The following is a 20,738-nucleotide window of genomic DNA, read 5'->3' on the forward strand; positions in this document are numbered from 1 at the left end:
GCCGGCGAAGTCCACCGAAGGAGAGCCCCCATGGGCAAGGTCCAGGCCACCACCGAGCGGGTCTACCCGGCCTCCCCGGAACGGGTGTACGAGGCGCTCGCCGACTACACCACCGTGCGGCCGCGGCTGCTGCCCGCGCAGTACAGCGAGTACGAGGTGCGGGCCGGCGGCACGGGTGCCGGCACCCAGGTGCACTGGAAGCTGCAGGCCACCGAGAGCCGCGTCCGGGACTGCCTGTTCACGGTGACCGAGCCGGGCCGGCTGACGCTGGTCGAGACGGACGCCAACTCCAGCATGGTGATCACCTGGACGGTCTCCGCGGCCGGTCCGGACGACGCCAGGGTGGTGCTGGAGGCCTCCTGGCAGGGGGCCGGCGGCATCGGCGGCTTCTTCGAGCGCACCTTCGCGCCCAAGGGCCTGAACCGCATCCACGGCGCGGTCCTCGACCGCCTCGGGGACGAGATCGCCCAGGCCTGATCCGGCCCGCCCGCCCGTTCGGGGCGGGGAACACCCGTCCGCACCCGCACCCCGTTCGGGTGGCGTCCCATCACCGGGACGGGTGACGGCCGCGGCACCGAAGGTGGCGCGAACCTAGGCTCGCGGCCGTGCATCTGACGATCCTTCATGTATCCCAGCCGGTCGACGGCGGGGTGGCCCGCGTGGTGGTCGACCTCGTCCGCGGACAGTGCGCGGACGGCCGGCGGGTGCTGGTCGCCTGCCCGCCCGACGGCCGCCTCGGCATCGAGGCGGCCGCCGCCGGGGCCCGGGTGATCGACTGGCCGGCCCGGCGCTCGCCGGGGCCGGCCACCGCCGGTGAGGCGCTGCGGCTGCGCCGGATCGTGCGCGATGCCGCCCCCGACGTGCTGCACCTGCACAGCGCCAAGGCGGGGCTGGCCGGCCGGCTCGCGGTGCGCCGCGGGGTGCCGACCGTCTTCCAGCCGCACGCCTGGTCGTTCGCGGCCGTGGACGGCGCGCTGGCCGCCGCCACCCGGCGCTGGGAGCGGTTCGCGACCCGCTGGGCGGACGCGCTGCTCTGCGTGAGCGAGCAGGAGCGCCGGGACGGCGAGGCCGCCGGGCTGGCCGGGCGGTGGCACGTCGTCCCGAACGGCGTCGACCTGGAACGGCACGGGCCTGCGGACGCCCCCGGCCGGCTCGCCGCCCGCGCCGTGCTCGGCCTCGCCGCCGACGCCCCGCTCGCGGTCTGCCTCGGCCGGCTCTGCCGGCAGAAGGGCCAGGACGTGCTGCTGGACGCCTGGCCGGCGGTGGCCGCCCGGGTCCCCGGCGCCCGGCTCGCGGTGGTCGGCGGCGGCCCGGACGCCGAACTCCTCGCGGCCCGCGTCCGGACGCTGCCGGACCCGGCCGGTGTGCTGCTCGTCGGCCCGGTCGCGGACCCGCGGCCCTGGCTGGCGGCGGCCGACGTGGTGGTGCTGCCCTCCAGGTGGGAGGGGATGGCGCTGGCCCCGCTGGAGGCGATGGCCGCCGCCCGGCCCGTGCTGCTGACCGATGTGCCGGGCGCCCGCGAGTGCCTGCCGCCGCCGCCCGACGGCGTACCCCCGGTGCCCCCGGAGGACCCGGAGGCGCTGTCCGAACACCTCGCCGAGGCGCTCGCCGACCCGGACGCGTGTGCCCGCCGCGGCGCCCGGGCCCGGGAGTTCGTCGCCGGCCGGCATGACGTGCGCCGGACGGTGTCGCAGGTCGCCGAGGTGTACCGGGCCCTGCTGCCGGCCGGGGTGTCCGGGCCCCCGGATCCCCGTGTCCCCGGTGGACGGCGATCGTTTATCCGACTGTGAGTGCTTGCACCGGACCGCCGCCCCGGCAGGTGGGCGGCCGACCTTCGCGCGGCGGTCGGGGGGCTCCGTCCGACAGTCCGACAAATGGGCGGACGGGATGAAACGGCCCGTCAACTCGTGGCGTTGAAGCAAGCGTTCGCTATTGTCTGATTTTGCCTGTTTCGTACCTGTTCGGCTGGCCGGGCGATCGATGCCCGCCGCCGGAGGGGCCGATCGCCGTCCAGGCAGCAGGTGCCCACCTGGACCGTCTCCACCGGGCCGGGCCGCCGAACCAGTACGGGCCGGCCCGGCGGCCCCGCGACGGCCGGTACACAGCAGGGGAGTTCGCGCACTGATGACCATCGACCACGAGAGCGTGCCGCGGCCCGGACGGCCACCGTCGCCACGGCGGCAGCCCGGCACCGGCCTGCTCGACCGGCCGGCCCAGGCATCCCGCTCCCGTCCGGTGCCCTCCGCGGGCCGGCACCGCCGGCCCTTCCGCTCCCGGGCGGCCGTACCCGCCGGCCTGCTCGGCTCGGACGTCCTCGCGCTGACCGCCGCCGCCGTGACCGCCGTCGACACCCGGCCGCTGCACAGCACCGCCGTCCTGCTCTCCGTCCTGCTCCCGCTCAACCTCGCCGGCGGCCTCTACCGGCCCCGCCTCACCGTCTCCGCCCTCGACGACCTGCCCGCGCTGGCCGGCCGCGCCGCGGTCGCCGTCGCCCTGGCGGTCACCCTGGCCGCCTGCCTCGGCGACGCCCGGCCCGCCTCGCCGCTGCGCCTCGCCGCGCTGGTCGTCGCCTTCACCCTGCCCGCCTGCCTCCTGCGGGCCCTGGTCTACCGCCTGCTGCGCCGCGCCCGGCGGCTGCGCCCGAGCCCCGCCCTGATCCTGGGCGCCGGCCAGCTCGGCCAGCGGGTCGCCGCCGCGATGCTGGAGCACCGCGAGTACGGGCTGCGCCCGATCGGCTTCCTGGACTCCCAGCCCGGCCTGCTCGCCGACGGCCCGGCGCTGCGCGTCCTCGGCGGACACGACGCCCTGGAGAGCCAGTTGCGCCGCAAGCGGATCCACCACGTGGTGGTCACCGAGGGCGCCGCCGACGACGCGCAGACCGCGGCCGCGCTGCGCACCGCGACCCGGCTCGGCTGCACGGTCTGGCTGGTGCCGCAGCTGCGCGAGTACGCGGCGCTCGGCCGCCGGGGTGCCGACCAGCTCTGGGGCTTCCCGGTCGTCCTGCTGGCCCGTCCCGCGCTGCGCCGCCCCGGCTGGCCGGTCAAGCGCGCCCTGGACGTCGGCGCGGCCTCGCTCGGCCTGCTGCTGCTCTCCCCGGTGCTGGCCGCCTGCGCGCTCGCCGTCCGCTGGGACACCGGCCCCGGGGTGCTGTTCCGCCAGCAGCGCACCGGCCTCGACGGCCAGGTGTTCACGCTGCTCAAGTTCCGCACCCTGCGGCCCAGCAACGAACACGAGTCGGCGACCCGCTGGAACATCTCGCACGACCACCGGATGGGCGCCGTCGGCCGGCTGCTGCGCCGGACGTCGATGGACGAACTGCCGCAGCTGTGGAACGTCGTCCGCGGCGACATGAGCCTGGTCGGCCCGCGCCCCGAACGCCCCTACTTCGTCATGCGGTTCGGCCAGGCCTACCCCGAGTACCAGGACCGCCACCGGGTGCCGGTCGGCCTCACCGGGCTCGCCCAGGTCAACGGGTTGCGCGGGGACACCTCGATCGAGGACCGGGCCCGCTTCGACAACCGCTACATCGAGGGCTGGAGCCTCTGGCAGGACGCCAAGATCCTCCTCCGCACGGCCGCCCTGATGCTCAACCCGGACGGGAGCTGACGTGGCGCTCTCGCTCCAACTCGCCGAACCGGCAGCAGCGTTGCGCCGCATTCCGGTGCGACGCCACCTGCCCGCGCTGGCCGCCTGCGCCACCGTGCTGCTGGTCTGCGTCCCCACCGGCGAGAAGGACGTCACCGCCGCCGTCCACATCACCCCCGCCGACCTCGCCTCGCTCGCCCTGGTCGCGCTGGTCGGCCTGGAGCTGCTGCGCGGCCGGGCGGCCCGCCTGGACACCGCCGCCTGCCTGCTGTTCGCGGCGGTGGTCTGCGCCGCCGGCGCGGCCACCCTGGCCTCGATCGACCCGGCGGCCTCCGTCACCGGCTTCGTCCGGCTCGTCCAGGTCTTCGTCCTCGTCCCGGCCGCGGTGGCCTGCGCCCTGCGCGACCCGCTCGACCGGCGGCTGGTGCTCGGCTCGTTCGTCGCCGCCGCCCTGGTGGAGGGCGCGGTCGGCGCGCACCAGTACCTGACCCGGACGGGCGCCTCCTACACCGGCCAACCCATCCGCGCGGTGGGCACGTTCGGCGCGCTGGACATCATGGCGATGTCCACCGTGGTCAGCTTCGGCCTGCTCGCCGCCCTCGCGCTGGCGCTCGGCGAACGCGGACCGCACGGCAACCGCGCGCTGCGCCGCGGTCTGTACGCGGCCGCCGCGTTCCTCACCTTCCCGCTGGCCGTCTCGTTCAGCCGCGGCAGCTGGATCGCCTGCACGGTAGCGGTCACCGTGCTGCTGCTGCGCGCCGACGCCCGGCTCGTCGTCCGCGGCGTCCTGCTGGCCGCCGCCGCGGCCGTGGTCCTGGTCGGCGGGCTCGGCCTCGGCTCCTCCGGGGTCGCCGAGCGGCTCGGCAGCATCGGCTCCGTGCAGGCCGCACCCGACCAGTCCGTCAGCGACCGCTACGACCTGTGGACGACCGCCACCCGGATCTGGCAGGACCACCCCGCCACCGGCGCCGGACCGAAGGCCTTCCAGCAGCTGCGCGACGGCCACGCCCCGCTGCGGCTCTCCTCCGGCAGCGACGCCGAGGACGCCACGATCGGCTTCCAGCGCGAGCCCCTGCTCTCCCCGCACAACATGTACTTCCTGGTGCTCAGCGAGCAGGGCCTGCTCGGCATCGTGGCGTACGCAGCGCTGTTCCTCGCCCTGCTGCTGGGGTGCCTGCGCCGGGCGGCGGGCCCGGGCCTGGCCGCGCTCGGCCTGCTCACCTGGGTGCTGGTCGACTTCCTCTACGCGGACATCGGCGGCACCACGACCGTGCTGACCTCGGTGGTGCTCGGCCTCGCGGCCCGGACGGCCTTCCCCGACCCGCGCGGCCCGGAGACGGCATGAGCGGCGAGCGGCCGACCACCGCGGCCCGGACGGCGGTGCCGCCGGCCCGGCCCGCCCCGGACGGCGGCCGGCACGCCCGGCGCCGCGCCCCGAGGGCGGATTCGTCGCCCGGGCCTTCGGCGTCACGGCGGTGCTCAGCGCCGCCGGCTCCGGGCTCGGTCTGCTCCGCGACCTGCTGCTGGCCCGCTACTTCGGCGCCAACCAGGGCACCGACGCCTTCCTCGTGGCCTGGACGGTGCCGGAGACCGCCGCGCCGCTGCTGATCGAGGACGCGATGGCCTTCCTGATGGTCCCGGCCTTCAGCCTGGCCCTCGTCCTGCGCGAGGAGCGGCCGCACGGCCCCGACCCGGTAAGGGAGTTGGTGCGCGCCACCCTGCCGTGGCTGCTGCTCGCCCTGTGCACCCTGACCCTGGCGGCGGCGCTCGGGGCGGGCCCGCTGGTCGGCCTGCTGGCCCCGGGGCTGGCCGATCCCGGCCTCGCCGTCACCTGCACCCGGGTCACCGCGCTGACCATCCTGCCGTTCGGCGTCGTCGGGTACCTCTGCTCGATGCTGCGCGCCCACCACACCTTCACCGCACCGGCCGGCATCTACGTCGCCTACAACCTGGGCATCCTGGCGGTGCTGCTGACCGGCCACACCGTCCTCGGGGTCGGCTCGGCGGCCGTCGGCGTGACCCTCGGCAGCCTGCTGATGGCGGGTCTGCTGCTCGGCCCGGCGGCCCGCCGGCTCCGGGCGCGCGGCCGCTCGGCCCCGGTGGCGGGCGCCGCCGGCGGCGGCCTGGTGCTGATCCCGCTGGCGATACTGCCGGTGGCCGCCTTCACCCTGACCCGGCAGGCCCAGGTCTTCATCGAGCGCTACCTCGGATCGGGCCTGCCACCGGGCACCATCTCGCACCTGAACTACGCCGCCAAGGTCTCCCAACTGGCGATGACCGCAGGGATCCTGATCGTCACGGTGACCTTCCCGCTGGTGGCCAGGGCCCTTGCCGCGGGGGATCTGAAGGCCGCCCGGGACCGGGTCGAGAAGGACCTCGGCCAGGCCGCCGCGGTCGTCCTGCTCGGCACCGCCTTCCTGATGGCCTGCGCGCCGTCCGTGGTGGCGCTGCTGTTCCAGCGCGGCGCCTTCGGCCCGCACGACACCGCCGCCACCGCCGCGGTGATCCGGGTGTACTCCTTCGGACTGCCCGCGCAGGCGCTGATCGGTGTGATGGTCCGGCCGTTCTTCTCCGTCCGCCCGGTGGTCCGCCGGGCCGGGGAGGCGCAGCCCGCGGCCGGCCGCCGGGCCCTCGACTGGTACCCGGTCGCCGCGATGGCACTCGGCCTGGTGGTCACCGTGGCGGTGGGGGTGACCGCGACCCCGCGGTTCGGCGCGCCGGGCCTGGCCGCCGGCAACGCCGCCGGGATCACGACCACCGCCGTCCTGCTGCTGCGCGGGCTGCTGCTGCGCGGTATCGCGCTCCGCCTGCGCCAGGTGCTCGGCGGGCAACTCCGGCTGCTGGCCGCCGCGGTGGCCGCGTCCGCGGCCGGGGCCGTGGCGGCGGGCCAGGTGGCGGCGCCGCTCGCCGCCACTCTGCTCGGCGGGCTGGTCGTGGTGGCGGTGTTCGCCCTGTTCGGCACCGTCCTCGGCGCGGCCGAGGTCCGCGGGCCGGTACGTGCCGTCCTCCGGGCGGCGGGCCCGGTCGTCCCGGCCGGAGAAGGGAAGTCCCATGGACGCTGAAGCCGTCCGAGGTCCGGGCCTGCCGGTGGCGGCGGACGCCCCCAGGTCGGCGCCCTGGATCCTGATGTACCACTCGGTGGCGCACGAGGACGAGGACCCGTACCTGCTCACCGTCAGCCCGGAGCGGTTCGCCGCCCAGATGGGCTGGCTGGCGCGCAGCGGGCGCCGCGGGGTGAGCGTGCGGGAGCTGCTGCGGGCCCGGGCCGCCGGCGCCGCCGCCGGGCTGGTCGGTCTCACCTTCGACGACGGCTACGCCGACTTCGCCCGGTACGCCGTCCCGGTGCTCCGCCGGTACGGCTTCACCGCCACCGCCTACGTGGTGCCGGACCTGCTCGGCGGCGACAACGGCTGGGATCCGGAGGGCCCCCGCAAGCCGCTGCTGACGGTCGACGAGGTCGTGCAGCTGGCCGCCGCGGGCTGGGAGATCGGTTCGCACGGGCTCGGCCACACCGCGCTGCCGGGGCTGCGCGCGGACGAGCTCGCCGAGCAGACCCGCGGCAGCCGACGCGTGCTGGAGCAGCTGGTCGGCAGGCCGGTGACCGGCTTCTGCTACCCGTACGGTGCGGTGGACCGGGCCGCCGCGCTGGCCGTCGAGGCGGCCGGCTACCAGTACGCCTGCGCGATCGAGCACAGCGAGCTGACCGGCCGGTTCGCGCTGCCGCGCTGCTACGTCGGCGACCGCGACGGTGCCTGGCGGCTGCGCGCCAAGCAGGGCCGGCACCACTGGCGGGACGCCGTGACCGGGCTGCGCCGGGCCCCGGTGCCCGCCCCGCAGGAGGCGGTCCGGTGAAGGTCCTGCACGTCGTCACCGGGCTCGCCTCGGGCGGAGCCGAGCGCCAGCTGCACCTGCTGCTGAAGCACCTGCCCGAGCGCCACAGCTGCGAGGTGGCGGTGCTCACGAATCCGGGCACGGTTGCCGCGGCGCTGCGCGCGGACGGCTTCACCGTGCACGACCTCGCGATGCGCGGGAACCGGGACGTGGCCGTGCTGCCCCGGCTGGCCCGGCTGATCCGGGCCGGCGGCCACCAGGCCGTCCACACCCACCTCTACCGGGCCGGGCTGTACGGCCGGCTGGCCGCCCGGCTGGCCGGCGTGCGCCCGGTCGTCGCCACCGAGCACTCGCTGCACCCGGGGGTGATCGAGGGCCGCCCGGCCACCCGGGGCGTCCGCGCGCTGTACCTGGCCGCCGAGCGGCTCGGCACGGTCACGGTCGCGGTCTCCGGGCAGGTCGCCACGACACTGGCGGACTGGGGGTGCCCGCGCACCGGGTACACCTGCTGCCGAACGGCATCGAGGCGCGGCGGTATCTCCTGCCGCCGCAGGTGGGCCAGGCCGTGCGGGCCGAACTCGGCTTGCCCGCCCGGGCGTTCGTGGTGGGCGGGGTGGGCCGGCTGGTGCCCGGGAAGCGCTTCGGGGTGCTCGTCGACGCGCTGGCCGCGCTGTGCGACCGGCCCGGCCCGCGCGACCCGTGGCTGCTGCTGGTCGGCGCCGGCCCGGAGCGGGAGGCACTCGCCGCCCTAGCCGCCCGGCTGGGCGTCGCGGACCGGGTCCGGTTCACCGGTGAACGCGACGACGTCCCCGAACTCCTCGCCGCCATGGACGTGCTGGCCGCCCCCTCGGCGGAGGAGACGTTCGGCCTGACCGTCCTGGAGGGCCTGGCCGCCGGCCTGCCCGTCCGCTACACCGCCTGCCCGGCCCTGGAATCACTGCCGCCGGACGCCGCCCCCGGCGCCCGGCGGCTCCCCGCCGAGGCCGCCGCCTGGACGCGGGCCCTGGAGGAGCTGCGGGCCGGCCCGCCGGGCGCCCGGCTGCCGCAGCCGCCGGCCGTCGGCCACTACGACATCGCCCGGATCGCCGCCGCCCTCGCCGAGCTGTACGACCGGCTCGGCCCGGCCCCGGCCCCGGTCCCGGCCGCCGCGCTGCGGCGCTGACCCCACCACCGTTCCCACTGCGGCGGGCCGTTCCGTACCGCCCGCCGCGTCCAGTCAAGGAGTGACCGATGTCCCAACCGCGCCGATCCCGCAGGACCCTGGCCGGCCGCTGGTGGCCGGTGGCGCTCGCCGTCCCGCTGGGCGCCGGTGCCGGCGCAGGCTACGCCGCCGTGACGCCCGCCTCGTACACCGCCAGCTCCTACGTGGTGGTGGTCGCCCAGAACCCCGGCGAGGGCGCCACGGCGGTCAACTTCGCGCAGGCGTACGGCCGGCTGGCCGGCCAGCCGCAGGTGCTCGCCGCGGCCGCCGCCGGGACGGGCCGGACGGTCGCCGCGCTGGCCGACGCCGTCCGCGGCACCACTTCGCCGGACGCCCCGATGATCGAGATCACCGGGACGGGCCCGCGCCCCGCCGACGCGGTGACGTCCGCCGACGCGGTCGCCGGCTCGCTGGTCGCCTTCGCCAACCTCAGCAGCAAGGACACCGGGGTGCGGCTGGTCCCGCTCGCCAAGGCCGCCCCGCCGGACGGGCCTTCGTCGCCCTCCGCCGCGCTCGACACCGCGGTCGGTGCCGCGGCCGGCGTCCTGGTCGGCGCGCTGGCGATGCTGGCCCGGCGCGGCCCCGCCGGACCGGAGCCGGAGCCGGAGCCGGCGCCCGGGCCCGCGGCCCCCGGCCCCGCACCGAGGACGCCGACCCGGCCAGGGCCCGCGCGAGGGAGTCCGCCGGGAGCACCCGATGACCCTGCCCGCCGAGGCGCGGCCGGCCCTCCGGCCGGGCGGCGCGGCCGCGCCGGCCGAACGCTGGACGGCCGAGGTGCACCGCGAGGACGACGCGCTGGAGCGGTTCGCCGCGGAGTGGGACGCCCTGGCCGGCCGCTGCCGCACCACCACGCCGTTCCAGTACGCGGGGTGGCTGTGCTCGTGGTGGCGCCGCTACGGTCGCCCGGGCGCGCTGGTGCTGGTGGTGGTGCGCCGGGACGGCCGGCCGGCCGGGGCCGCGGCGCTGCGCCGGCGAGGCCCGTTCGGTGGGCTCACCGGGCTGGGCGGCGCCCTCGCGGACTTCAGCGACGTGCTGCTGGACGACGACTGCGCCGAGCGGGCCGCGGCCGAACTCGCCGCCGCCCTGCCGCTGCGGCGGCCCTGGCACAGTCTGGAGCTGCGCGAGGTGCACCCGGAGGCCGCGGTGCACCGGGTGCTGGCGCACCACCCGGGGCGCACCCGCCGGTTCGACGACTCGCTCTGCCAGTACCTGCCGGTGGTGCCGATGGAGGAGCTGCTGAAGCGGCTGCCCGGCAAGACCGCGCAGCGCAGCCGGGTGAAGCTGCGCCGGATCGCCGAGTCCGGCGTGGTGGTCGACGCCGCGCGGCCCGAGGAGGTGCCGCAGACCGTCGCCGACCTGCTGCGGCTGCACTTCCTGCAGTGGCAGGACCGCGGTGTCACCGCCGAGCACCGCACCGAGCGGTTCGCCGCCCATCTGACCGAGTCCACCACGGCGATGGTCGCGACCGGCCGGGCCGCGATGCACCGCTTCACCCTGGACGGCGAACTGCTCGCCGTGAACCTGGTGGTGCTCTGCCCGTCGTTCGGCGGCCTCTACCTGTACGGCGCGCACCCGAGCCTGCGCGAGCGCCTCGACATCGCCGGCCTGCTGTTCGGCGCGGCCCTGGACGAGGTGCGGGCGGCGGACATCCCGGTGCTCAGCCTGCTGCGCGGCCAGGAGCCGTACAAGCAGCGCTGGCGCCCGGACGCGCTGCGCAACGTCCGGCTGGTGGCGGGCCCGGCCGGGCCGGCCCCGGTGGCGGCCGCGCTGGCGCTGGCGGTGCGGGCCCGGCAGGCGGCGGTCGCCGTGCTGGACTCACGGCTGCCGAAAGTGAAGGAGGCGCTGGTGGCGCGCCGCCGGGCCTGAACCGGCCCCGCTCGGGCCGCCCGGGGAGCCGGACATCAGCTCCTTGAACACCGCGGTCGACCGCGGATTGTCCGGGCAGCCCCAGAAGCCGTGCGGGCAGTAGTCGGTGACGGTCTGGTAGGCGGTGTCGTGGGTGCGGATCCACTCGATCATCCGCCGCACGTACACCGGGTCGTCGCCGTTGCGGAACAGGCCCCACTCCGGGTAGGAGACCGGCTTGCCGCGCCTGGCCGCGAACTCGACCTGGTCCTGCAGCCCGTAGGGTTCGGAGACCATGTCGTCGAAGCCGGTGCCGGCCGGCATGTCGTAGGAGTCCATGCCGATGATGTCCACCACGTCGTCGCCGGGGTAGCAGCGCGTCCACGGCACGGCGTCCAGCCCGCGGGTGGGGGCGAAGTCGAAGCGGAAGCGCTGCCCGGGCACCGACCGCATCACGGTGACGATCCGCCGCCAGTAGGCCTTCCAGGCCGCCGGGTCCGGCCGGCAGCGGGAGGTGTAGGTGGTGCCGTTCATCTCCCAGCCGAGCGTGAGCATGGTGTCGGCGCCGCCGAACGCGACCAGCTTGCGGGCCAGTTGCAGGAAGTGCCGGTCGAACTCGCCGTGGTTGCCGCGCTCCAGCAGGGCGGCCACCCGGGAGTCGGGCAGATCGCCCTCGTTGGGCACCAGCATCGGCACGCCCAGCACCAGGATGCGGGCCGGGTCGGCCAGTCGCCACTGCGACCAGAGGCCGAGCACCTGGTTCTCGCCCTCGACGTCGGCCCAGCCGTTGCCCGCGAGGTAGGTGTGGCCGACCTGGAGGTCGGCCCCGCCGAGCCAGGCGGACAACCGCTGGATCTGCGGGATGTAGCTGTCCCAGGAGCCCACGAAGGCGCCGAACGGGACCTCGTGGGCGGGCCGCAGCACGGTCGGCCGGGGTGCGGCGCCGCGGGGCGGTGCGCCGTCGGCGGAGAGCCCGTCGTGCCGCCCGGTCCGGTTCGTCGGGGTGCCGGCGGGAACGCTCGCCGTGGTCACCAGCAGCAGCGCGGCGGCGGTCAGCGCGAGACGGCCGAATCGCATGGGGGAACTCCTGGGCGCGGCGGGGTCGGTGACCGAACAGTAAGCCCCGCGGGCGCCGGAAAAGCCCCATATCACCCGAACGTGGCAGTTCGTACGGGCGAGCGGGCCCGCGCCCGCAGCCGCTCGGCCACCGCACCCGGGAAGTGCCGAGGCCGCCCCGATCGTCGAACTGCGTCCTGTACCACCTGTGTAACAGTCCGTCCCGGCCGCCGCCGGTCCGCGGCGGCCGCACCCGGTGTCGAGGGCCCCCGACACGGCAGGTCGGAGCAGGGCGCCCGGTTGCCCGGGTGACGCACGGCACCCGGGCGGTGGCCGGATTTCCAGCTGACGGACACGCGTGCGACGGGTACGCTCCGCCCGTGTCCTGGAAGCCGCTGCGAAGCCTGACCCGCCGATCCGCGCTCCCCGCACTGGCCGTTGCGCTGGTTCTCGGGGCGGGCGCCGCTGCCCACGCCAACCGCCCGGTGCCCTTCGGCGACCGGGTGGCCGAGCCCGGCATCGCCGACGCCAGCCCGGTCGGGGCGCAGTCGCTGGACACCGGAGCACTGGAACTGCGGGTCGGCCCCGGGCTGGAGGCCTACGACCGCGCGACCGGCGAGCACCTGTGGTCCTACCGCCGCGAGGACGCCACCGCACTGCACCTGGCGATGGCCGGCGACAGCGCGGTGGTGGTCTGGGACGACGGGCTGGTCACCTCCGTCCGCCCGAGCGACCACGTGGTGCGCTGGCACCGCGCGGTGCCGGGCCTGGCCGACTGGCTGCGCGCCGACGGCGAACCGGGCGCCGCAGACCGGACCGACGCCGAGAAGCGCGACACCGAGGTGGCCCGCGCGGCCGCAGCCCTGCAGACCGCGGTGGAGGACGAGCCCTGGGTGGCGGTGGTGACGCCCACCCTCACCATGGGCTTCCGCGACCGGGACGGCGACCTGCGGTTCAACTCCCGTCCGGCCGAGGGCTGCACCTTCGACCCGCTGCGCACCGTGCACACCGACGACGCGGTGCTGGTGCCGCGCACCTGCACGCCGGCCGGCGGCGCCGCCCGCCCGCTGCCCGGCGGGATCAACGGCTTCCGGCTGAGCGGCCGCGGCTGGCAGATGGGCGCCGGGCCGCAGGTGCAGCTGCGGCGGCTGGACGCCCACCGCGTGACGATCGAGGACGGCCCGATCGTGGGCAGCCGGGTCGTCGACACCCGCCGGGGCGCGCTGGAGACCGGCTGCGGGAGCCCGGAACTGGCGTTCGCGGCCGTCCCGCCGCAGGAGGGCTGCCCGGTCGGCTGAGGCCGCTCGGGGACGTTCCTCCGGGCATCCTCCGGGCGCCCGGTAGACTGGGACGCATGGCTGTGTTCCCCGGGCATTAGGCGCCGGTCGGCGGGTTCTCGTAGGCCCGCCCCCCGCCCTGCCGTCTCCGTCCCGCTCGGCCGCCGTGCCTCGTCCCCGTCCTTGGAGTGACCCAGCCATGATTTCCGCGAACGCCCTGGAGCTGCGCGCCGGCGCCCGCGTCCTCATCGAGTCCGCCTCGTTCCGGGTCGCCCCCGGTGACCGGATCGGTCTGGTCGGCCGCAACGGCGCCGGCAAGACCACGCTGACCAAGGTGCTGGCGGGCGAGGGCCTGCCGGCCGGCGGCACGGTGACCAGCTCCGGCGAGGTCGGCTACCTCCCGCAGGACCCGCGCACCGGTGACCTCGACGTCCTCGCCCGGGACCGCATCCTCTCCGCCCGCGGCCTCGACTCCGTGCTGAAGAAGATGCGCGAGAACGAGGAGCGGATGGCCAACGGCAAGGGCTCCACCCGCGACAACGCGATGAAGAAGTACGCCCGGCTGGAGACCGAGTTCCTCACCAAGGGCGGGTACGCGGCCGAGGCCGAGGCCGCCACCATCGCCGCCGCGCTGGGCCTGCCGGACCGCATTCTCGGCCAGCCGCTGCACACCCTCTCCGGCGGCCAGCGCCGCCGGGTCGAGCTGGCCCGGATCCTCTTCTCGGACGCCGACATCCTGCTGCTCGACGAGCCCACCAACCACCTCGACGCCGACTCGATCGCCTGGCTGCGGGATTTCCTGAAGACCTACAAGGGCGGCTTCATCGTCATCTCGCACGATGTCGACCTGGTCGAGACGGTCGTCAACAAGGTCTTCTACCTGGACGCCAACCGCGCCCAGATCGACGTCTACAACATGGGCTGGAAGCAGTACCAGCAGCAGCGCGAGGACGACGAGAAGCGCCGCAAGCGCGAACGCGCCAACGCCGAGAAGAAGGCCGCAACCCTCAACGCCCAGGCCGACAAGATGCGCGCCAAGGCGACCAAGACGGTGGCCGCGCAGAACATGGCCCGCCGCGCCGAGAAGCTGCTCTCCGGACTGGAGCAGGCCCGGGTCTCCGACAAGGTCGCCAAGCTGCGCTTCCCGGACCCGGCCCCGTGCGGCAAGACGCCGATGACCGCGGCCGGGCTGTCGAAGTCGTACGGCTCCCTGGAGATCTTCACCGACGTCGACCTGGCGATCGACCGCGGCTCCAAGGTCGTGGTGCTGGGGCTGAACGGTGCGGGCAAGACCACCCTGCTGCGGATGCTCGCCGGGGTGGAGAAGCCGGACACCGGCGAGGTGATCCCCGGCCACGGCCTGAAGGTCGGCTACTACGCCCAGGAGCACGAGACGCTCGACCCGGAGCGCACCGTCCTGGAGAACATGCGCTCCTCGGCGCCGGACACCGACCTGGTGCAGATCCGGAAGATCCTGGGTTCGTTCCTGTTCTCCGGCGACGACGTCGACAAGCCGGCCGGTGTGCTCTCCGGCGGTGAGAAGACCCGTCTGGCCCTGGCCACCCTGGTGGTCTCCAGTGCCAACGTGCTGCTGCTCGACGAGCCCACCAACAACCTGGACCCGGCGAGCCGCGAGGAGATCCTGGGCGCGCTGCGCTCCTTCACCGGCGCGGTCGTCCTGGTGACCCACGACGAGGGCGCGGTGGACGCGCTCCAGCCGGAGCGCATCATTCTGCTGCCGGACGGCGTCGAGGACCTGTGGAGCCCCGCGTACGCGGATCTGGTTTCGCTGGCCTGACCGGCGAGTAGACGCCGGATCAGCTGTGTGTCGTAGATAAACCCGTCTTCGGACGGCTTCGGGAATGCCGGTGTGCGGCATTCCGTTGGGAACGGCCCCGTCGCACTTCTGCGGCGGGGCCGTCCGTTCTGATCAGCCCATTCACCGGATCTCCCGGGATTTCCGGGGGCGCGTGCACCCAGGGTGAGCGCCCTTGTGCACTGCGGACACCACCGGCAGACTGCGCTTTCCCCGCATCGACCTTGTCGAATGGGTGGCCAGGAGACCGGCGATGGGTGATCATGGGAATCTGACCGAGCACAGCTACGAGGAGGCACGGGTGGCCGAGACTCTGAAAAAGGGCAGCCGGGTGACAGGTGCCGCGCGTGAGAAGCTCGCGGCCGATCTCAAGAAGAAGTACGACTCCGGGGCGAGCATTCGCGCGCTGGCGGAGGAGACGGGCCGCTCCTACGGCTTCGTGCACCGCATGCTCAGCGAGTCCGGAGTGAACCTCCGGGGGCGCGGCGGTGCCACGCGCGGCAAGGGCAAGGCGACTGTGGCAGCAGGTTCCTGACGACTCATCAGATCGTTCGGCGGTACGGCCTCGGAGCGGCCCCGCCGGGTCGCGCAGCGTGCGGCGACCGCAGCGCGCAGATGCGCGGGCGATCATGCTCCGGACGAGACGGCGGCCGGGTTCCCCGGGCCGCCGTTCGTCGCGTCCGGCCCCGGAGGGAGGATTCCGCGGTCGGCTCTGGCCGCCCGGGCCGGGCTTTGTTACTCTCCAGTAGCTCTACTGTCCGCCGCTGGAGGTACCCCCATGACCGCTCCCGTCGTCGACACCGACCCACAGCAGTGGGAGGAGCACGGCGTCCGTCTCGACGTCGAGGGTGAACTGGCGCTGGTGACTCTCTGTCACCCGAAGCGCCGCAACGCCCAGACCCCGGCCATGTGGCGCGCGCTCGCCGCCGTGGGCCGCAGCCTGCCCGGCACCGTCCGGGTGGTGCTGCTCCGCGCCGAGGGCGTCTCCTTCTCGGCGGGCCTGGACCGCCAGATGTTCACCCCCGAGGGAATCCCCGGCGAGCACTCCTTCGTCCGGCTCGCCTCCGGCACCGACGCCGAGACGGACGCCGCGATCGCGGAGTACCAGGAGGCCTTCACCTGGTGGCGCCGCGCCGACCTGGTCACCATCGCCGCCGTCCAGGGGCACGCGGTCGGCGCCGGCTTCCAGCTGGCGCTCGGCTGCGACCTCCGGGTGGTCGCCGACGACGTCCAGTTCGCCATGAAGGAGACCTCGCTGGGCCTTGTCCCGGACCTCGCCGGCACCAAGCCGCTCATCGAACTGGTCGGCTACGCCCGGGCGCTGGAGATCTGCGCGACCGGCCGCTGGGTCGGTGCCGAGGAGGCGGCCGCGACCGGCCTCGCCAACCTCGCCGTCCCCGCCGGCGAGCTCGACGGTGCCGCCCGCGACCTGGCCGCCGCCCTGCTGGCCGCGCCGCGCAACGCGGTCATCGAGACCAAGGCACTGCTCCAGGGCGCCGGCGGCCGCTCCTACGACGAGCAGCGGACGGCCGAGCGGGCGGCCCAGACCCGCCGGATGCGCGACCTGGCCGGCATCGGGGACTGAACCCTGCCGTTCTCGGCCTCCGGGGCCCGGGCCGCACCGCGCGGTCCGGGCCCCGGTGCGTCCGGCCCCGGTGCGTCCGGGCCCGGAGCCTCCGGGCGCCGTCCGGATGCAGATCCGGCGCGCGCGGTTCGTGGCGGAATGTCAGAGTTGGGGGTGATTTGCGATATAGCTGGAGACGCAACCACAGGAGACGCAAGCCATGCCGCAGACACCCACCCCGGCCGACCTGCAGAAGCCCCACGCCGACCCTTCCGCGACCACGGCGAGTGAGCGGGGCCGCACGGCCCTCGCCGTCGGCGTCGTCGAGAAGATCGCCGGCATGGCCGCCCGCGAGATCTCCGGGATCCATGCGCTCGGCTCCGGATTCAGCCGTACCTTCGGGGCCATGCGCGACCGCGTGCCCGGCTCCAAGTCGGGCGGCGTCGGCCGGGGGATCAAGGCGGAGGTCGGTGAACGGCAGACCGCCATCGACATCGCCCTGGTCGTCGAGTACGGGGTGGTCATCCCCAAGCTCGCCGCCGACGTCCGGGAGAACATCATCGTCTCCGTCGAGCGGATGACCGGTCTGGAGGTCGTCGAGGTGAACATCTCGGTCAACGACGTCCACCTGCCGGACGAGCCCGACGAGGACGAGGACGCGGACTCCGGCCGCCGCGTCCAGTAGCACCCGGCACCAGCCGTACCGCAGGACCGCAGCGTCGGCGCGGCCCGCAGGACCCGCAGCACCCCACCCCCGCCGTACACGAGGAGGAGCGGATGAACCTGGCCCTGGTCGGCCTGCTGGCCGGCATGGCCCTGGGCTTCGCCGGATACTTCGGCGGTTTCGCCGCCTTCCTGCTGGTCGCGGCGCTGGGGGCGGTGGGCTTCGTGCTGGGCCGGCTGCTCGATGGTGACACCGACCTCGGAGACCTCGGAGACCTGCTCCGGGGCCGTGACCGGCGCCGGTGATGGCCACCACCGCGGCCGCACCGGCCCCCGCGGCCGGCTGCGGATCGCCGACCGGGTGTACAGCGGGATCGCCGAGCAGGCCGTCCGGGAGGCGCTGGCCGACGAGTGGGCGCGCCGTTCCGCGACGGGCGCCCCGCCGAAGGCGTCGGTGCTGGTGGTGGGCGGCAGCGCCCGGGTCACCCTGCACCTCGACCTGCCCTACCCGGCGGACCTGGCCCGGCTCTCCGGGCTGGCCCGTGACACGGCCGCCGCCCGGGTCGCCGAGCTGACCGGCACGCCGGTCGGCTCGGTCGCCGTCCTGGTGGAGCGGCTCGTCCCGGCGGGCCTCGCGTGACCGGGCCCGAGACGCCGCCGGACCCGGATGCCGAGCCCGAGGCCCGGGCCGACGCCGGGGCGGGGCGGCCGGTGCAGGGCCGGCCCGCCGCCGGGCCGCCCGACGACGCCCCGCCGCCCGACGACGCCCCGCCGCCCGACGCCCCGCCGCCCGACGCCCCGCCGCCCGACGGCCTGCCGGACGACGGTCCCGCGCCGGCCGAGGAGTGGCCCGCGGTAAGGATCCGGCGTCCGCGCGCCCCGCGCACCGTCCTCACCGCCGTGGTCGTCACCTGCGTCCTGGTGGCGGCGGGCGCCGTGCTCTACGACGCGGTGGCCGCACGCACCGGGCACCCGGCCCGGCAGTGGCGCGCGACCCTGGAGCAGGAGCTCGCGGACCGGCAGTTGCAGGACCTCCCGGTGCTGATCGGCGCCGGGATCGCGGCCGTCGTCGGGATCGTGCTCTGTTGGGCCGCCTTCGCCCCGGGGCTGCGCCACTGGCTGCCGCTGCGCAGACCCGGCGCGGTGGTCCACCGGGACGCCGTCGGCACGCTCGTCCGGACCCGCGCCGCGGACCTGCCCGGCGTCGAGCGGTGCAAGGTCAGGGTGCGCCGCCACCGGGCCAAGGCCGTCATCACCGGCTCCGCCGAGCCGGCCGAGGTGCAGCGGGCGCTGCGGGCCGAACTCGCCCGGGTGCCGCTCGCCGGCGCCTACCGCCTCGACGTCCGCACCCGGCCGGGCCGCCCCGCCCAGCCGCACGACCGCCGCCACGGCCACGGCCGGCTCGCCCAGGAGGCCTCCCGATGAGCCGGTCGGCGGTCAACCGGACGATCCTCGCCGTGGTCGGCATCCTGCTGCTGGGCGGCGGGCTGCTGGCGATCGCCGGCGGCCTGGACCTCTACGGCAGACTGGGCGTCACCGTGCCGAACGGGTGGCCGTTCAGCCGCCCGGAGCAGGCGGTGCTCAGCCCGGGGGCCCGGATGCACTGGTCGGACATGGACTGGTGGTGGCCGGTGGTGCTGGCCGTCCCCGCGCTGCTGGTGGCGGGCTGCCTGTGGTGGCTGTTCGCCCAGCTGCACCGCACCGGCCCCTCGACGGTGGAGGTGCCCGTCCCGGACGGTGCGGGTGTGGCGCTGCGGTTGCGCGGCCGGGCACTGGTGGACGCCGTCGAGACCGAGACGGTGGCGCTGCCGGACGTCGAACGGGTCACCGCCAAGGTGGCCGGCGGCCCGCACCGGGTCGCGCTCCGCACGGCCGTCCGGCTCGCCCCCGGCGGCGGCGTGGGCACGGTGCTCCGTGCGCTCGACGCCGGACCGTTCGCCAACGCCCGCACCAGCCTGGGCCTCGCGGAGCTGCCGGCCGAGGTCCGGGTGAAGGTGGCGCCTCCGCACTCCGAGCGCCGTCGGCGGCGGGCCGAGCGCCGCCGCCGACGGGTGGTCTGACCATCCGTCAGAGGCCGCGCAGCGCGCCGCCGTCCACCGGCAGCATGACGCCGGTGAGGTAGGAGGCGGCCGGCGAGAGCAGGAAGGCCGCGACCCTGCCGAACTCCTCCGGGGTGCCGTAGCGACCGAGCGGGATCGCCGCACTGGAGCGGGCCCGGGCGGCGTCCGCGTCGCCGCTCATCGCGTCGAGCTCGCGCACCCGGTCGGTGTCGATCCGGGCCGGCAGCAGCCCGACCACCCGGATGCCGCGCGGCCCGAGCTCGTCCGCGAGCGACTTGGCGGCCATGGCCAGGCCCGGCCGCAGGCCGTTGGAGACGCCGAGGCCGCCGATCGGCTCGCGGACGGACGCCGACAGCACGAAGGCGATCGCACCGCCCTCACCGAGCACCTCGGCCGCCGTCCGGGCGATCCGCAGGGCGCCGAGGAACACCGACTCGAAGGCCGTCCGCCACACCTCGTCGCCGACCTTCGCGACCGGTCCGGCGGCCGGCCCGCCGACGCTGATCAGCACGCCGTCGAGCCGGCCGAACCGCTCCTGCGCGGCGGCGACCAGGCGGCCCGCGGTGTCCGGGTCGGCGTTGTCGGCGACCACGCCGTGGGCGTGGCCGGCCCCGCCGAGCGACTCCACCGCCGAGGCCACCGACTCCTTGCTGCGGCCGCTCACCACCACCCGTGCCCCGTCGGCGACCAGGGCGCGGGCGGAGGCCAGCCCCAGCCCCCGGGTGGCGCCGGTCAGTACGTACACCCTCTGCTGCAGTCCGAGATCCATGGGGCCCATCCTGCCCGGTCGCCGCCGGGCGGGTGCGGACCGGGCCGGTCAGCTGACCGGCACGCCGGGGTTCACCAGGCCGTCGCCGCCGGTCACGGTGTTGTCGGCGGTCACGGTGGCCGGGCAGGAGACCGCGTCGTAGTCGGTGAGGTCGAAGGCGTACCGGCCGGTGCCGGTCGCGCCGGTCAGGTCCGACCGGTTGCCGCGGAAGACGGTGCCGCAGCCCCAGCCGGGGAACTGGCTGTGCGCCTGGTAGCCGTCGTTGGTGGTGCGGCTGCCGGTGTTGTTCTCGATGACGTAGCCGTTGCCCTTCACGTCGACCCAGGAGTCGTCGTAGTTGCCGCCGGTCAGCCCGCTGCCGTCGAAGGTGTTGCCGGAGACGAGGCCGCCGGTGGTGCCCTCCTTGAGGTCGACGTTCTCGCCGCCGATGTTCGGGCCGATGGTGTTGCCGGTGATCTGCACGTGGTCGCTGGTGTCGGTGAGGGTGTTGGCGGTGCCGACGTACACGCCCTCGCCCTTGCCGTCGCCGGCGGTGCCGGTGTCGTGCACGGTGGAGTCGCGCAGCACCCCCAGCTGCTGGAGGTGCGGAAGTGCACGCCCTCCATGGTGGTGTGGTGCACGGTCACCGCGTCCAGCTCGACGTGGTCCGCGGCGTCCACCACGATGCCCTTCTGCGCGCCGGTGACGGTGACGCCGTGCACCGTCCAGTACGCGGCGCCGTTGAGGTGCAGGCCGTAGCCGCCGCCGGTGCTGGTGGTGAGGACGGCGTTCGGCGAGCCGGTCAGGGTGATCCGGGCGGTGGCGGTGCCCCGGGCGGTGGCGGTGAAGTTGCCGGTGTAGGTGCCGTCGGCCAGCCGGATGGTCTGCCCGGGGACGGCGGCGTCCAGCGCCGCCTGGAGCTGCTTGCCGGTGCTGACGTCGACCGTGCCGCCGCCACCGGTCGGGGAGGCGCTCGGGGAGGTGCTCGGGCTGCCGCTCGCCGTCGGGGTCGCCGTCGGGGTCGCCGACGGGCTCGCCGAGGGGGCGGGGTCGGGGAGGCGGGAGCCGAGGTGCTGGGGGCGGGGTGCCGCC

Annotated in this window: 19 protein-coding genes and 2 pseudogenes; 17 read left to right on the top strand and 4 right to left on the bottom strand. The window is 75.8% G+C overall.

Going from position 1 to position 20,738, the window contains the following annotated elements:
- Positions 1 to 30: 30 nt before the first annotated feature.
- The 7 genes and pseudogenes from ABEB13_RS28960 (at position 31) to ABEB13_RS28990 (ending at position 8,578) form a co-directional block, all read left to right on the top strand.
- Positions 31 to 477: an SRPBCC family protein gene (locus ABEB13_RS28960; protein WP_345707796.1), complete on the top strand. Its 447-nt coding sequence runs from the start codon at positions 31 to 33 to the stop codon at positions 475 to 477.
- A gap of 128 nt (positions 478 to 605) precedes the next feature.
- Positions 606 to 1,790 carry a glycosyltransferase gene (locus ABEB13_RS28965; RefSeq protein ID WP_345707797.1) on the top strand — a complete coding sequence of 395 codons (1,185 nt, stop codon included), beginning with the start codon at positions 606 to 608 and terminating at the stop codon, positions 1,788 to 1,790.
- A gap of 334 nt (positions 1,791 to 2,124) precedes the next feature.
- Complete coding sequence (locus ABEB13_RS28970; protein WP_345707798.1) at positions 2,125 to 3,606, top strand: sugar transferase; 1,482 nt, start codon at positions 2,125 to 2,127, stop codon at positions 3,604 to 3,606.
- Between the two features lies 1 nt (position 3,607).
- Complete coding sequence (locus ABEB13_RS28975; protein ID WP_345707799.1) at positions 3,608 to 4,930, top strand: O-antigen ligase family protein; 1,323 nt, start codon at positions 3,608 to 3,610, stop codon at positions 4,928 to 4,930.
- Between the two features lie 130 nt (positions 4,931 to 5,060).
- Positions 5,061 to 6,647, top strand: coding sequence for a lipid II flippase MurJ (locus ABEB13_RS28980; protein WP_345707800.1), 1,587 nt, complete (start codon positions 5,061 to 5,063; stop codon positions 6,645 to 6,647).
- Positions 6,637 to 7,437 (top strand): polysaccharide deacetylase family protein, encoded by an 801-nt coding sequence (locus ABEB13_RS28985; protein ID WP_345707801.1) that lies wholly within the window; start codon positions 6,637 to 6,639, stop codon positions 7,435 to 7,437. Before ABEB13_RS28980 ends, ABEB13_RS28985 begins: the two co-directional genes overlap by 11 nt.
- Positions 7,434 to 8,578 (top strand): annotated as a pseudogene (locus ABEB13_RS28990) (glycosyltransferase). The gene ABEB13_RS28985 and the pseudogene ABEB13_RS28990 overlap by 4 nt, the downstream one beginning before the upstream one ends.
- 199 nt (positions 8,579 to 8,777) lie before the next feature.
- On the opposite strand, the gene ABEB13_RS28995 reads toward ABEB13_RS28990, so the two are convergent.
- On the bottom strand, positions 8,778 to 9,062 hold the full coding sequence (locus ABEB13_RS28995) for a hypothetical protein (RefSeq protein ID WP_345707802.1): 285 nt from the start codon (positions 9,060 to 9,062) through the stop codon (positions 8,778 to 8,780).
- Positions 9,063 to 9,313: 251 nt separating this feature from the next.
- Between ABEB13_RS28995 and ABEB13_RS29000 the strand changes: the two genes are divergently transcribed.
- Positions 9,314 to 10,483, top strand: a complete 1,170-nt coding sequence (locus tag ABEB13_RS29000) for a GNAT family N-acetyltransferase (protein ID WP_345707803.1) — start codon at positions 9,314 to 9,316, stop codon at positions 10,481 to 10,483.
- Here ABEB13_RS29000 and ABEB13_RS29005 read toward each other — a convergent pair.
- Positions 10,433 to 11,539: a glycoside hydrolase family 26 protein gene (locus tag ABEB13_RS29005; RefSeq protein WP_345707804.1), complete on the bottom strand. Its 1,107-nt coding sequence runs from the start codon at positions 11,537 to 11,539 to the stop codon at positions 10,433 to 10,435. The genes ABEB13_RS29000 and ABEB13_RS29005 overlap by 51 nt on opposite strands.
- Before the next feature lie 359 nt (positions 11,540 to 11,898).
- On the opposite strand from ABEB13_RS29005, the gene ABEB13_RS29010 reads away from it, so the two are divergent.
- From ABEB13_RS29010 to ABEB13_RS29050, 9 genes are all read left to right on the top strand, one after another.
- Positions 11,899 to 12,816 carry a PQQ-binding-like beta-propeller repeat protein gene (locus tag ABEB13_RS29010; protein ID WP_345707805.1) on the top strand — a complete coding sequence of 306 codons (918 nt, stop codon included), beginning with the start codon at positions 11,899 to 11,901 and terminating at the stop codon, positions 12,814 to 12,816.
- A 178-nt stretch (positions 12,817 to 12,994) separates the two neighbouring features.
- A complete protein-coding gene (locus ABEB13_RS29015; RefSeq protein WP_345707806.1) occupies positions 12,995 to 14,593 on the top strand; it encodes an ABC-F family ATP-binding cassette domain-containing protein in 1,599 nt (532 codons plus the stop codon).
- Positions 14,594 to 14,912: 319 nt separating this feature from the next.
- Positions 14,913 to 15,146 (top strand): helix-turn-helix domain-containing protein, encoded by a 234-nt coding sequence (locus ABEB13_RS29020; RefSeq protein WP_345709862.1) that lies wholly within the window; start codon positions 14,913 to 14,915, stop codon positions 15,144 to 15,146.
- Between the two features lie 243 nt (positions 15,147 to 15,389).
- Complete coding sequence (locus tag ABEB13_RS29025) at positions 15,390 to 16,196, top strand: enoyl-CoA hydratase/isomerase family protein (protein WP_345707807.1); 807 nt, start codon at positions 15,390 to 15,392, stop codon at positions 16,194 to 16,196.
- Between the two features lie 199 nt (positions 16,197 to 16,395).
- On the top strand, positions 16,396 to 16,860 hold the full coding sequence (locus ABEB13_RS29030) for an Asp23/Gls24 family envelope stress response protein (RefSeq protein WP_345707808.1): 465 nt from the start codon (positions 16,396 to 16,398) through the stop codon (positions 16,858 to 16,860).
- Positions 16,861 to 16,952: 92 nt separating this feature from the next.
- A complete protein-coding gene (locus ABEB13_RS29035; RefSeq protein WP_345707809.1) occupies positions 16,953 to 17,144 on the top strand; it encodes a hypothetical protein in 192 nt (63 codons plus the stop codon).
- Entirely contained in the window at positions 17,128 to 17,478 is a 351-nt protein-coding gene (locus ABEB13_RS29040) for an Asp23/Gls24 family envelope stress response protein (RefSeq protein ID WP_345707810.1), read from the top strand. Before ABEB13_RS29035 ends, ABEB13_RS29040 begins: the two co-directional genes overlap by 17 nt.
- The gene (locus ABEB13_RS29045) at positions 17,475 to 18,263 is read left to right on the top strand and encodes a DUF6286 domain-containing protein (protein WP_345707811.1); all 789 of its coding nucleotides are present in this window, start codon (positions 17,475 to 17,477) and stop codon (positions 18,261 to 18,263) included. Before ABEB13_RS29040 ends, ABEB13_RS29045 begins: the two co-directional genes overlap by 4 nt.
- Positions 18,260 to 18,898 (top strand): Asp23/Gls24 family envelope stress response protein, encoded by a 639-nt coding sequence (locus ABEB13_RS29050; RefSeq protein WP_345707812.1) that lies wholly within the window; start codon positions 18,260 to 18,262, stop codon positions 18,896 to 18,898. The genes ABEB13_RS29045 and ABEB13_RS29050 overlap by 4 nt, the downstream gene beginning before the upstream one ends.
- 7 nt (positions 18,899 to 18,905) lie before the next feature.
- On the opposite strand, the gene ABEB13_RS29055 is transcribed toward ABEB13_RS29050, so the two are convergent.
- Positions 18,906 to 19,667, bottom strand: a complete 762-nt coding sequence (locus tag ABEB13_RS29055; protein ID WP_345707813.1) for an SDR family oxidoreductase — start codon at positions 19,665 to 19,667, stop codon at positions 18,906 to 18,908.
- A gap of 48 nt (positions 19,668 to 19,715) precedes the next feature.
- Positions 19,716 to 20,680: pseudogene (locus tag ABEB13_RS29060) on the bottom strand (right-handed parallel beta-helix repeat-containing protein); the annotation flags it as partial.
- Positions 20,681 to 20,738: the final 58 nt, after the last annotated feature.

This window comes from Kitasatospora paranensis (genome assembly GCF_039544005.1).
GTDB lineage: Bacteria > Actinomycetota > Actinomycetes > Streptomycetales > Streptomycetaceae > Kitasatospora > Kitasatospora paranensis.